Annotated in this window: 11 protein-coding genes and 1 pseudogene; 11 read left to right on the top strand and 1 reads right to left on the bottom strand. The window is 57.0% G+C overall.

Annotation, left to right across the window (positions count from 1 at the left end; translation table 11 throughout):
* The 5 genes from A3K90_RS01575 to A3K90_RS01555 form a co-directional block, all read left to right on the top strand.
* On the top strand, nucleotides 1-756 hold a 756-nt coding region (locus A3K90_RS01575; RefSeq protein ID WP_303680843.1), incomplete at its 5' end, for a GNVR domain-containing protein.
* Between the two features lie 59 nt (nucleotides 757-815).
* Complete coding sequence (locus A3K90_RS01570; protein ID WP_303680842.1) at nucleotides 816-2,174, top strand: capsule assembly Wzi family protein; 1,359 nt, start codon at nucleotides 816-818, stop codon at nucleotides 2,172-2,174.
* Nucleotides 2,175-2,209: 35 nt separating this feature from the next.
* Nucleotides 2,210-3,292, top strand: a complete 1,083-nt coding sequence (locus A3K90_RS01565) for an MraY family glycosyltransferase (protein ID WP_303680841.1) — start codon at nucleotides 2,210-2,212, stop codon at nucleotides 3,290-3,292.
* A gap of 497 nt (nucleotides 3,293-3,789) precedes the next feature.
* Entirely contained in the window at nucleotides 3,790-5,001 is a 1,212-nt protein-coding gene (locus A3K90_RS01560) for a Wzz/FepE/Etk N-terminal domain-containing protein (RefSeq protein WP_303680840.1), read from the top strand.
* Nucleotides 5,002-5,347: 346 nt separating this feature from the next.
* The gene (locus tag A3K90_RS01555; protein WP_303680839.1) at nucleotides 5,348-6,427 is read left to right on the top strand and encodes a glycosyltransferase; all 1,080 of its coding nucleotides are present in this window, start codon (nucleotides 5,348-5,350) and stop codon (nucleotides 6,425-6,427) included.
* Nucleotides 6,428-6,480: 53 nt separating this feature from the next.
* Here the strand turns inward: A3K90_RS01555 and A3K90_RS01550 are convergent, their stop codons facing one another.
* Nucleotides 6,481-6,774: a hypothetical protein gene (locus A3K90_RS01550; RefSeq protein WP_303680838.1), complete on the bottom strand. Its 294-nt coding sequence runs from the start codon at nucleotides 6,772-6,774 to the stop codon at nucleotides 6,481-6,483.
* A gap of 428 nt (nucleotides 6,775-7,202) precedes the next feature.
* On the opposite strand from A3K90_RS01550, the gene A3K90_RS01545 reads away from it, so the two are divergent.
* From A3K90_RS01545 to A3K90_RS01520, 6 genes and pseudogenes are all read left to right on the top strand, one after another.
* On the top strand, nucleotides 7,203-7,673 hold the full coding sequence (locus A3K90_RS01545; RefSeq protein WP_303680837.1) for a DUF4143 domain-containing protein: 471 nt from the start codon (nucleotides 7,203-7,205) through the stop codon (nucleotides 7,671-7,673).
* Nucleotides 7,674-7,965: 292 nt separating this feature from the next.
* Nucleotides 7,966-8,259: a GIY-YIG nuclease family protein gene (locus A3K90_RS01540; protein WP_369690401.1), complete on the top strand. Its 294-nt coding sequence runs from the start codon at nucleotides 7,966-7,968 to the stop codon at nucleotides 8,257-8,259.
* Nucleotides 8,260-8,702: 443 nt separating this feature from the next.
* Nucleotides 8,703-9,776, top strand: coding sequence for an IS110 family transposase (locus tag A3K90_RS01535; RefSeq protein ID WP_303680835.1), 1,074 nt, complete (start codon nucleotides 8,703-8,705; stop codon nucleotides 9,774-9,776).
* A 210-nt stretch (nucleotides 9,777-9,986) separates the two neighbouring features.
* Nucleotides 9,987-10,598: a plasmid partitioning protein RepB C-terminal domain-containing protein gene (locus A3K90_RS01530; RefSeq protein WP_303680834.1), complete on the top strand. Its 612-nt coding sequence runs from the start codon at nucleotides 9,987-9,989 to the stop codon at nucleotides 10,596-10,598.
* A 234-nt stretch (nucleotides 10,599-10,832) separates the two neighbouring features.
* Complete coding sequence (locus A3K90_RS01525) at nucleotides 10,833-11,204, top strand: MarR family EPS-associated transcriptional regulator (RefSeq protein WP_303680833.1); 372 nt, start codon at nucleotides 10,833-10,835, stop codon at nucleotides 11,202-11,204.
* A pseudogene (locus A3K90_RS01520) lies at nucleotides 11,201-12,650 on the top strand (mannose-1-phosphate guanylyltransferase/mannose-6-phosphate isomerase). Before A3K90_RS01525 ends, A3K90_RS01520 begins: the two are co-directional and overlap by 4 nt.
* Nucleotides 12,651-12,746 lie beyond the last annotated feature (96 nt).

Below are 12,746 nucleotides of genomic sequence, written 5' to 3'. Positions count from 1 at the left end.
GGCAAGGACGGGCTCATCAACCTCAGTATCGACGACCGCGACCCGAAGCGCGCGGCCGCTCTGGCCAACGGCTATGTCGACGAACTGCAGCGCCTTACGGGCCTGCTCGCGGTCACGGAGGCCTCGCAGCGCCGTCTCTTCTTCGCCAAGCAGCTCTACGAAGTACGCAAGAACCTTGCAGACGCCGAGCTCTCGCTCAAGCAGACACAGGAGAAGACCGGTCTCATCCAGCTTGATGCCCAGGCCGGCGCCCTCGTGCAGGCAGCGGCCAACCTCAAGGCCCAGGTGGCCATGAAAGAAGTGCAGCTCAATGCCATGCGCACCTTCGCCACAGGAAGCAATCCGGACTACCTCAGAGTTCAGCAGGAACTCGCCGGCCTTCGTGCCCAGCTCTCGAAGGTCGAGGTGGGAACGGTAACCACGGCCAAAGCCCCCGAGGCAGGCCTCAACTACCTGCGCAAAGCCCGCGACGTCAAATACTACGAGACCGTCTATGAACTGCTTGCCAAGCAGTACGAAGCGGCAAAGCTCGACGAAGCGAGGGAGAGCTCCGTGATCCAGGTGCTCGATAAAGCCGTGGAGCCAGAAGTAAAATCCAAACCTGCACGCAGCAAAATGGTGCTCATCGCCGCCCTTGCAGGTGCTTTCCTCGCCGTGCTGTGGGCATTCGTGACCGAAGCAATGCTGAAAGCCAAAGAGGACAAAGAGAGCAGCGCCCAGTTTGCCCAGCTTCGCAACTATCTCCGCTGGAACTGACGCCGCCAATCATTGGCCCACACGCCGCCCAGCCGGGGTCGATACTATCACGCTTATCCATGCAACGCCTCCGATCGATACCGCTTTTTCTGGTCTGCATCGCCATCCTACCGCTTCGCGTCGTTGCTGACGAACGTAACGAATGGATCGGCTACCTCGACCATACCTTCGGGGTATCGGCTGTTGGCGGCAACGAAGCGCCGCTCTGGATCTGGGCAAATCAGGACGCCCGTATCCCGAGAGATGGCAGCAGCGCATTCACCAGGCTTCGACTCGGCAGGGAACCCGACCCTGAAAAAACGTCCGACTGGATGTACGGCGTCGACCTCACCCTGAGGAGCAACACCGATCCCGCTCCACGCTGGACCGACTCATACGCCGGCCTCACCTGGAAAAAGCTCCAGTTCATCCTTGGACGCCGTTCCGAGAACGTCGGCCTTGCCGACCCGGTGCTTACCTCCGGACCGGAGGTCTACAGCCGCAACGCCCCGACCATCCCGAAAGCTTCCATATCGACACGCGGCTATGCCGACCTTGCCGACTGGCTCGGCGTGAATGCCGGCCTTGCCCACGGATGGCTCGGCGACGACCAGCTGGTGCATGATGCGTACCTGCATGAAAAATACCTCTACCTGCGATTCGGCAGCGACTGGCCGGATGACGGCATGAACTTCTATGCCGGAATCCACCATGTCGCCGTTTGGGGCGGGGACGGGCAGCCCTCAGGTTTCGACGATTTCCTCAAGATCGTACGTGCCTCGAAAGGCGGGGCCAGTGCAACCCAGAGCGACCAGGCCAACGCCCTCGGTGACCACCGCGGCACCATCGAATTCGCCCTCAAGGCAAAAGGCTACGACACCGATCGCTACCTCTATGTCCAGAGCATGTTCGAAGACAGTAGCGGCCTCCGCTTTTGGGACCCCGGTGATTACCTCATCGGCGCCAGCGTGATCTTCAAGGACCCTGATGCCCGGATTGCCCGCCTCAACGTCGAGTACTTCAATACCCGTAAAAGCTCTGGAAGCCAAATTTTTTCCGACAACTACTACACGAACGGCACCTATGGCGGCTGGGTGCACGAAGGGTGGGCCATCGGCCACCCGTTCATCCCGTTCAATGAAACCGCTTCCGACATCTGGAACCCCCAGAATCGCATTACTGCACTCAGCGGCGCAGCGCTCATGCGTTTCAGCAATCTCGTCAATCCCCTGATCCGCATCGCCTGGATCCGCAACAGCGGCAGCTTTTCAGCCCCGCTGGAGGGCGACACCAAAACCACGACGCTTGCCTGCGATCTGCAGAACACCACCCGTATCAACCGAAAGTGGAGCTTCACCCAGCAGGTCAGCATCGAAACCGCCGCCGATACAGAACCGAAAACAGGAATCGTTCTCAGCCTGACGCGCTCATGGCGGTGAACGCCACGTTTTCATACCACTCACCCCAGTCCCAAATGCTTTCAGAATCCTCCATAGCTGGCCTTTCCACGCCGAGCCTGATCGCATTTGCCGTAACCTTCGGTTCGATCAAAATCTTGTTTCCGAACGCAGCACGGTTAGGCTTGGTCGACCATCCGGATGGACAACGCAAACTCCATTCAGACAGCAAGCCGGTGGTCGGAGGCCTCGGTATGCTCGCAGGCATCATGCCCGCATTGCTGCTTTTCAGCGAGCGCTCCATTTCCCGGATCGGCTTTCTTGCAGCCCTGCTGATCGTGATGGTAACGGGCGCTGTGGACGATAGGCGCCATCTCGGTTTCAAGTTCCGCTTCATGCTCCAGGCGCTTGCCACGCTACTCGTGCTTGCCACCGGCGGCCATCCGTTGCAATCGTTCGGCGACTTGTTCGGCCTCGGCCAGATACAAACCGGCGTAGCCGCTTGGTCGCTGACCATCATCTGCATCGTCGGCGTAGTCAACGCAGTCAACATGATTGACGGACTTGACGGTCTTGCCGGAAGCATATCGTTTATCGCTTTCGTCGCCTACGGTCTTCTCGCAGCCGTTTCAGGCAGGCCTGACCTCCAGCTCCTCTGTGCGGTGTTCGCTACTGCCATAGCCGCATTCCTCTATTTCAACTGGAACCCCGCACGACTCTTCATGGGCGATGCCGGGAGCATGGGCATAGGCTTCACGCTCGCCTGGGTAGCCGTTGAGCTCACCCGCCCGGGAACTGCCATCTCCGTTTCTCCCGTCGCCGTCTTACTCGTGATTGCCGTGCCGGTCGCCGACACCCTTGTTGTCATGCTCAAGAGGATCATTGCACGCAAGCATCCGTTCCATCCGGACCGCAACCATGTGCATCATATCCTTCAGGCGATGAGCTTCGGCCACAGAGGCAGCGTACTCTTCATAGCCGTGTTGACGATAGCCTCGGCCGGCATTGCCGTATCGGGAACTCTCTTGCACATCCCTGACGCCATACTCTTCGACATCTGGGTCTTGGGATTCTTACTATACGCGCTCGCATCATACAATGTCAAGCCGATGCACCGCATGGTGTGCCGTCTCCGAAGGAAGTTTTCCGCCAGCCGTTAAAGTTCGGATCCCCCCCAAAAAAAAGGGGGACGGTGGTGATTGGCGTGAGTAATTCTGTTCCCTCACGACGCGGGGCTGATGTGGCAACGTGTTCCCGGTGTGCCGGGATATCATCTCCCGGCTTGACTGTGTTTCTTCGGATCGGTGAGTGGGGAGGGTAGGTGTTGTTATCGCTTGATTAGTCACGCCGCTCACCAACGTCCCCCTTATCTACTTCGGCTTATAGGGTATATGTGAGAATACTGTAAGATTGTATCTTATTTCGATTTAAATACTGTTTTTTGCTTTTTTGTCAATATCCCATCAAGGAAACTTCGGAATGGCGCTGTATATTGTTCATTACTCAGCAAGGCATCGGCTTCCCGCGATGGCAATGACGCAGTACCGTAGAGGAATGTCTTTGAATCCGATCGTTTCTCCGACAGGTAGCAATGCCCTCGGCGGGGCAAGTTCAGCTTTCAGGTGTGACTGAAAGGAGCGAAGCTTGTAGTATCAACATGATTTGGATTCAGATGCGCCTGCTGGGTGAGCTAAACCATGCAAACGGATTCCGTATCGATGAGCGAAACGAAAGAGTACACGCAGCCACAACCCGCAACCCCTCAAACCAGATTCATCAGCTCTACGAGCCGATGGAGGACGAGATCAGCCTCCTCGATCTTGCCATTACCCTCGCCAAGCACAAGCGGCTCATCATCGGGATGCCGATTGCCGTCGCGCTCATTGCCGGCATCGTTACGCTTTTCATCCCGAATACCTACAAGGCCACCACAAAGATTTTTCCCATCGGCGGCAAGAATGTCTCAACAGAGATTTATGTTTCCCTGCTTAAAAGCGAGCCGGTTGCCGACAGCCTGGTCAAACGCTTCAAACTGCAGACTGCTTACAACCGAGCCACTCCTGAAGATGCACGTGAGCAATTGATTGACGTAACCCAGATTGCGCTTGACAAAAAGGACGGCACGATCGGGGTCAACGTCTCCGACCACAGCGGGAAACTCGCAGCGGCTATCGCCAATGGCTACGCTGATCAGTTACGGCAGATAAGTGAGCAGTTGCCCATCACCGAGGCATCGACTCGCCGGATCTCCCTTGAGAAACAGCAGGTGCGAGCCCAGCAGGAACTCATCGATGCCGAAACCGCGCTGGCTGATTTCAAGGCGCAGTCAGGTGACGTCGGGGTGAACGGGAACATCGAAGCCTACGTCAAGTCTTCGATGGCCCTCAAGGCCCAGATCGCAGCCAAAGAGGTCGAACTGGCATTCCTGCGCAACGGCGACGACACGATGAAAAACGCATCCTATGTCAGGCTGCAGCAGGAGGTCAACTCGCTCTGGTCAGAGCTTGGAAAAGTGGAAGGGGGTTCGCTCTTGACCGGCAACTTCACCAAGCCGCAGCTCGACTACCTGCGACTGGTCAAGGAGCAGTCCTATGCCCAAACCAATGCCATGGAACTCAGGAAGCAGGTTGCGCTCGCCAGAATCGAAGAGTCCAACAACGCCGCCAATTTCCAGATCCTCCAGAAAGCTGCGATACCGGATCGCCCGTCAAGCCCGCAACGCAGCAAAATCATTCTTATCGCAGCTCTGGCGTCAGTCTTCCTCGCCGTACTCTGGGCATTCATCACCGAAGCCCTGCAACATGCCAAGCAGGACCCCGAAAGCAGCAAGCAGTTCCAGCTCCTGCAGCGCTACCTCAAATGGAACTGACCGGCGATATCCGGTGATAGCTACGTTCTTGCAGCCTGTCGGACTTCCAGGAAACAAGCACCGTATTCACCAGGAATACACGTGTACTCTTCGTCGTTGCGAGCAGAGCGAAGCAATCCATGCATGAATTCAGGTTACATGGATTGCCACGTCACTGCGCTCCTCGCAATGACGGCAGAAAATATGACAAAGTCCGACAGGTTGCCTGGCGCAACCCAGAGGTTGACCAAGTAGGGCTCCAACCATCTTGTCATCCTGAGCGTAGCGAAGGATCCACAATCAGTTACCATCTTGTGATAATAACAGGCCACATTCCGACGTTTTGACCTTTCCAGCCTCTCTGAACATGCTTGCCCCCGCCATCTCATCGTTCGCCATCAGCCTCCTGATCGTGCTGACCAGCAAATGGCACGGCAGGCACTCATACGACACGAACGAAGGCGTCCAGAAGTTCCATACCTCCCCGACGCCCCGCATTGGCGGCCTCGCCATGTTCCCGGCGCTCATCGTCGCTGCACTTTTGCTGCCCCAGGCTTCAGGAGCACTGCTCAATAGCCTTATTATCGCTGCCATCCCGGCGTTCTCCGCCGGACTCATCGAAGACTTCACAAAAAAAGTCAGCGTCCGCAACCGCCTGCTCGCCACCATGGTCAGCGGCCTCTGCGCCTGGTGGCTTACCGGTTATTCGCTCAACCGCATCGAGGTTATCGGTATCGACGTGTTGCTCGCCTGGTTGCCGGTTTCAGTATCCTTCACCACCTTCGCCGTCGCAGGCATCGCCAACGCCACCAACATCATCGACGGCTTCAACGGTCTGGCCAGCGGTACGGTGATGATCTGCTTCGGAGCCTTCGCCATGATTGCCGCAGAAGTGGGGGACCTGGTGCTCATGCAGCTTTGCATCGCACTGATCATCGTCATCGCCGGCTTCTTCCTGCTCAACTTCCCGTTCGGCAAGCTCTTCATGGGCGACGGGGGCGCCTACCTGCTCGGTTTCCTGCTCGCCTGGGTGGCCGTCATGCTCCCCATGCGCAACGCCGGCATTTCAAAATGGTCCTCGCTGCTGGTCTGCAGCTACCCGATCATCGAGACCCTCTTCAGCATGGCACGGCGCTACTGGAACAAAAGCCATCCCGGCCAGCCCGACAGCGAGCACCTGCACAGCCTCATCAAGGTCAAGCTGGTCCGCCGCTATTTCCATTTCCTGCCCCAGTCCCTGCGCAACGGCCTGGTATCGCCATTCTGCTGGATCTTCGCCGTCGCAACTTCGTCCATCGCGGTCATGCATTATGGCTCGAAACCTGTTCTCATAACGGCAGGCGTGGCGGCCCTGGTGCTTTACGCCGCAGTGCATGGCCTGTTGATGCGCTCAGGTAGCGGGCGTGACGCCGGTGCCGGGAGTCACGCCCCGTTGACAGGCGACTAGCAGCCTGTCGGACTTACAGGAAAACAAGCACCTTATTCACCAGAAATACACTCCTACTCTGCGTCATTGCGAGCGTAGCGAAGTATTCCATGCGTTAATTCAGCAAGATGGATTGCCACGTCGCTGCGCTCCTCGCAATGACGGAAGAAAATATGGCAAAGTCCGACAGACGGCTTGGTTGACGCTTCGCACGCAAGCCCCGGCGGCCGGGTGCGCTCCACGTAGCGTGGCAGGGTATCGGCCTTCTCACGGCCGCGCACTTTGTGTATGATTTCTTCAAGGGTAGCCCCGCTGTTGAGCAGGTCCGGAGGGTGACCAATAGTCGCCGAAGCCGGCTGGTGTGACATGCTGATCTTGAGCTTTTTCCACCTCCACCGGGCCTTCCCGATCATGTTATTGCTCCGGCGACTAAAGGACGCAAAGCAATTTCATGTCCGGTCTGTCATCCTGAACGAAGTGAAGGATCCATCTTCATTCCCGACAATGCCTTATGGATTCTTCGCTTCGCTCAGAATGACATCCGGTAACGAAACAAATTGACACGTTTAATCGCCGGAGTAATAACGGCGATCTTCAGCGCATCGATGATTCAGTTTGGTTGCCTCTTGTATTGAAATGTGCCACTTTCATGCATACGTATGAATAAAAATGGCACATTCCGACCTTGATGACCATCCTTGAACCAAGGTATGCAATGAGGTGGAGGCGACATGTTCAGCCGTCAGGTTGTTGAAGGGATAAAAACTGGTATCACCGAAAAGAGCGCAAGCCACTGGTGATCCGTGGTGCACGCCAGGTCGGCAAAACAACGGCCGTCAGGCTTGCCGCCCAGGGGATCCAGCCACAGGCGGTCATGGGCTTGCCGCTCGAACTCTCAGGTCGGGGTGTCCTGGCAGAGCAGTTCGTGGGTCAGCAGCTCCTCACCCTCAGACCCGGTTATGTCGATCCATCGCTCTATTATTGGCACCCGCCGAAATCCGAAGGGCAGGCGGAAATCGATTTTCTGTTTGAGACCGGGAACCGGATCTATCCGGTGGAGGTAAAGTCCGGAGAACGGGGCAGCATCAAGTCCCTGCACTCCTTCATGCTCAAGAAGCACGCTTCGCTGGCCGTCAGGGTCAGTTCGCTGAAACCGTCCCTGCAGCAGCTCATCGCAAAAAGCGGCGGACAGCAGCAACCGTTCACCTTGATCGACCTGCCGTTTTATCTGGTTAACCAGCTTGACCGATTCCTGGCGGAATCCTGACGATCAGTACGCATGGTAGACACCGCTTCCGGCATGGTAGTCCATGGCGATATGGACTCCGCCCAACTGCGTTCCGGAATTCTGTAGTATGCTGTGGGTTTAGCAGGCGCATGTAAAAGTTGTGGTGGGGCCGTCATTGCGAGGAGCGTAGCGACGTGGCAATCCATCCCCGTCATTGCGATGTTTAGCCTTTAGCCGCGAGTGAAAAGGACGTGGCGGTAAGCAGTCCGGTTTCATGCATTCGTCATTGCGAGCGAAGCGCGGCAATCCATGCGAGGCGGCCAACAACACAATGAAACACCCCTGCGTCTACATCCTCGCCAGCAAACCAAACGGCACCCTGTACGTAGGTGTCACCAGCAACCTGCCAGCACGAATCTGGCAACACAAAAACAACCAGGTCCAAGGCTTCACCAGCAAATATAGCGTTCATGACCTCCTCTGGTACGAGCAGCACGAAACCATGGAAGCCGCCATCGCCCGTGAAAAACAGCTCAAAGCAGGATCGCGCCAAAAGAAAATCACCCTGATCGAATCCATGAACCCCACATGGTCCGATCTCTACAACGACATCGCCGCACTATAACTTTCTCCGTCATTGCGAGGAGCACAGCGACATGGCAATCCATTCCGGATCGTGCCGTCTGCCTTTGTCATTGCGAGCGTCATTCTCCGACCTCCGTCTTTGCGAGGCCGAAGGCCGTGGCAATCCATCCGTACTCACCAGAAATCGTCGTCCTCAGACCTTCGTCATTGCGAGATTCAGCCTTTAGCCGCGAGCCCCTATAGCAGCCTGACGGACTTTGCCATCTTTTCTTCCGTCATTGCGAAGAGCTACGCGACGTGGCAATCCATCTTACCGAATTCATGCATGGATTGCTTCGCTACGCTCGCAATGACGAAGTGGACGCGTGTATTCAGGGAAAACAAGGTGCATGTTTCCTGTAAGCCCGACAGCCTGTCAGGCCGAGGCAATCAAAAACCTCGAGCGACCAATCAACCGCACTCTCCGTCGTACCGAACCCGACCATGCACTCCATCGGCACCGTCGAAGATCGCCAGGTATTCGGCATGGATACGGCAAAGCATGTCTTTCAGGTCTATAGCGTCAAGCCTTCTACCGGAGCTTCAATATCGGTCCGGCTTGACCGGAGCGAGGTCGTCGACTATTTTGCCCGGTTTGGTAGCTGCCTGATCGCCATGGAAGCCTGCGGCGGCTCCAATTATTGGGGGCGCCTGCTGCAAAGCCATGGGCATCGTGTTCGCCTGCTCCCGACCGCGCTCATCCGGCCCTTCATCACCGGCAACAAAACCGACGCCATTGACGCCCGCGCAATCTGGCTGGCCGTTCAGCTTCCCGACGTCAAGTTTGCCAGCATCAAAACCGTCGCCCAGCAATCGGTGCTCTCCCTACACCGCCAGCGCGACATGCTGACGAAGTTCCGTACCAGGCAGGTTCTTGCCCTCCGGGGATTGATCTATGAATTCGGCATCATCTTCCCTAAAGGCGGTCGTGACTTGTTCCTTAAAGCTGTCGGGGAGGTGCTTGAAACCCGACAAGGCGAACTTCCGGCGTTCCTTCTCGCAAGCCTCCAGGACCAGGTCGAGCGCATCCGATCGCTGGAAAAGAGCATCGCACGTATCGACGAACACCTGGAAAAATATTTCAGGAGTGATCCGGACATGCAGCGAGTTGCCCAGATCCCTGGGGTCGGAATGTTGACGGCAACAGCAGTCATCGCGACCATGGGCGATCCCTCTATCTACAAAAACGGCCGTGAGTTCTGCGCTTGGCTCGGGCTGGTGCCACGCCAGTCTGGCTCCGGCGGACGGATACGTCTGCTTGGGATTTCCAAAAAAGGCGATCCCTACCTTCGCACACTCCTGATCCATGGAGCCCGTAGCGTCCTGTACCGGACCAAAGAGAAGAGCGCATGGCTGCAACAGCTATTGCAGCGTCGTCCAACCAACATCGTCGTCGTAGCCCAGGCAGCAAAGACCGCACGCATCATTTGGGCCGTGACCGCAAAGAAATGCGCGTATGATCCGACCCATGCACTTGTCGCCGGCCAGACATTGCAAATTTCAAAGGCAGTGGAGTGACGTAATTGTACGTGCGAAGCTCAATGTGTAACGTCATTGCGAGGCCGAAGGCCGCGGCAATCCATTTTCACTGGAGACATTAACAACAGAGACAATAACGAAGGGCTGCTAAAACCTGAATGTAGTGAGAGACCCCAGAGTCTTTGACAGAGCCGAGGAGGCAGCCCTTCGTTCTTTATCATTTGCTCGCCTCAAGGCGCAGAGCACTACATGATCCGCCGCGCCATCGACCGGGGCGTGAGCAAGGAACGTCTCGCCCGAGCGTTCAATGTCAACTTGAGCTCCATCAACCGGCGCATCAACCTGCTCGAAGGCATCTGCCCCGAGGCCATCACCCTGCTGCAAGACAAGCAGTTCACCCCAGACGTCACGCGCATCCTGCGTAACATGAAGGCCGCCCGCCAAGTGGAGGCGGTTGAGCTGATGATTGCCAGCAACACCATCACCGTGGCGCATGCCGAGGCCCTGCTCAAGGCCACACCGCCCGAGCAACGCACCGACGTCAAGCCCACCGAGAAGGACAAGAAGACCGCGCCTATCGAGCAGATCGAAAAGTTGGAAAAGGAGATGAGCCAGGTGCAGGAGAAGTACCAGGAGGCCGAAAGCTCCTACGGCTCAGACCTGCTCAATCTGGTGGTGGCCAAGGGCTACCTGACCAAGCTGCTGGCCAACGGGGCCGTCAAGAGCTACATAGGGCGCCACGAACCCGAAATCCTGACCCACCTGGAGCTGGTGGTGAACACCGTCAGCATGGAAGAGGCGGTGCAACAACAGGCTCAGGCTACTGAAGCGGCACCAGAGGAGGCCGCCACTGGGGCCTGACTGGCCAAGATCAGCCGCACAGGCTCATCATCGATTCACGAATCGAGAAATAGTTTCGTTCAACTGTAGAACGGACGCTGGTTTTGCGGTAGACTCGTTCGACTTCTTACAGAAGTGCGTTACACCTTACTTTTTACCCCCTATACCGCGCTTGTCCGTAGTGACACGGCATGGCGGTAGCGTGCCCAGAACCCATTTAGCCCTTACGACAACTCAATAAAGAGTCGCACAAGCATGACCAGTCGCCAAGCCAAGATCCAAGAAGACACCCATTTTCGGATCATGCGCATCTTGCAAGACAACCCGGACCTGACCCAGCGCGAGCTGGCCGACAAGCTCAGCATGAGCGTTGGGGGGCTGAACTACTGCCTCAACGCCCTCATCGACAAGGGCTTTGTGAAGATGGCGAACTTTTCAAAAAGCAAGAACAAGTTCAAGTACGTCTACCTGCTCACCCCCCAGGGCATTGCCGAAAAGGTCGCGCTTACCAGCCGCTTCCTCAAACGCAAGATGGAAGAGTATGACGCGCTAAAGGTGGAGATTGAGGCGTTGAAGTCTGAAGTGGGCGAAGACCAGGGCAACGGCCAGAGAACTCAGAAAGCATGATTCATATCACCCCCGTCATCCTTTGCGGCGGTTCCGGCACCCGCCTTTGGCCATTAAGCCGAGCAGGTTTTCCCAAGCAGTTCCTGAGCCTTACCGGGAACGAAAGCCTCTTCCAGCAAGCCGCGCAACGCCTGGTAGCCGTAAGTGCGGACGATATTCAGGTGGCCAAGCCCCTTATCGTCACTGGCGAAGAACACCGCTTTCTGGCTTCCGAGCAACTGCGCGAAGTAAGCATCGAACTGGGCGCTGCTCTGCTGGAGCCGGTGGGGCGTAACACAGCACCCGCACTAACCCTGGCTGCGCTGGCCGCACAACAAAACGGGATCGACCCAGTGCTGGTCGTCACCCCGGCTGACCAAACCGTCATTGACCAAGTCGCCTTCACCGTCGCGATGCAAAACGCCATCCGCGAAGCTGCCACGGGCAGCATCGTCATTCTGGGAATCACGCCCGATCGACCCGAAACGGGCTACGGCTACATCCAAGCAAGCGCTGGTACGAAAGAAGCAGCCATGTCAGTCCAGCGCTTTGTCGAAAAACCGGACGCATCCACCGCGCAGCAGTACCTGGACGAAGGCGGCTATTACTGGAACGCCGGCATGTTCGTGCTCAAAGCCTCAGTCTGGCTGAAGGCGCTCGAGCAGTTCCGGCCAGACATCCTGCAGGCCACGCAAGCGGCCTGGCACAAGCGCAGCGCTGACAACAAATTTTGTCCGCCCCGGCAAGGCTGAATTCGCTGCCATCCCATCCGATTCAGTTGATTACGCCGCCATGGAACATTGCCCAAGCAGCAGTTTCCCCATCAAGATGGTCCCGCTGGATGCAGGTTGGAATGACCTTGGGGCTTGGGATGCCGTCTGGAATGTCTTGCCAAAAGACGAATCTGGCAACGCGCACTTAGGCGACGTACTGACCACAGACACCAAAAACACCTTGGTGCACGCCACCAGCCGACTCGTTAGCTTGGTCGGCGTAGAAAACCTGATCGTGGTGGAAACGCCCGACGCAGTGCTGGTGGCAGATAAAACCCGCAGCCAGGACGTCAAACACATCGTCAGCCAGCTGCAGGCCACCCAGCGCGAAGAGCACACCCTGCACCGCAAAGTGCATCGCCCATGGGGGCTGGTACGACAGCATTGACGAGGGTGGTCGATTCAAGGTCAAACGCATTCAGGTTAAGCCCAAAGCCAGCCTCAGCTTGCAGAAACACCATCACCGCGTCCGAGCATTGGATCGTGGTGACCGGCACGGCCGAAATCACCAACGGAGACAAGGTGCTGACCTTGACCGAAAACCAGTCCACCTACATTCCCCTGGGTGAAGTTCATCGACTTGCTAATCCTGGCTCGATACCGCTCGAAATCATCGAAGTGCAGTCGGGCAGCTATTTGGGCGAAGACGGACATCGTGCGTTTTGAAGATACCTATGGACGGGCGCAATCATGACCCAACATCCCAAAATCTACGTCGCTGGCCACCGTGGCATGGTGGGTTCGGCCATCGTGCGCCAGCTAGCTAGCCCAGGGCCAACCGGCTGAGCGC

This window comes from Pelodictyon luteolum (assembly GCF_001622165.1).
In the GTDB taxonomy this organism is placed as follows: domain Bacteria; phylum Bacteroidota; class Chlorobiia; order Chlorobiales; family Chlorobiaceae; genus Chlorobium; species Chlorobium luteolum_B.
Note: the sequence above shows the minus strand (reverse complement) of the source record. Positions and strands in the feature narration are given on the sequence as shown.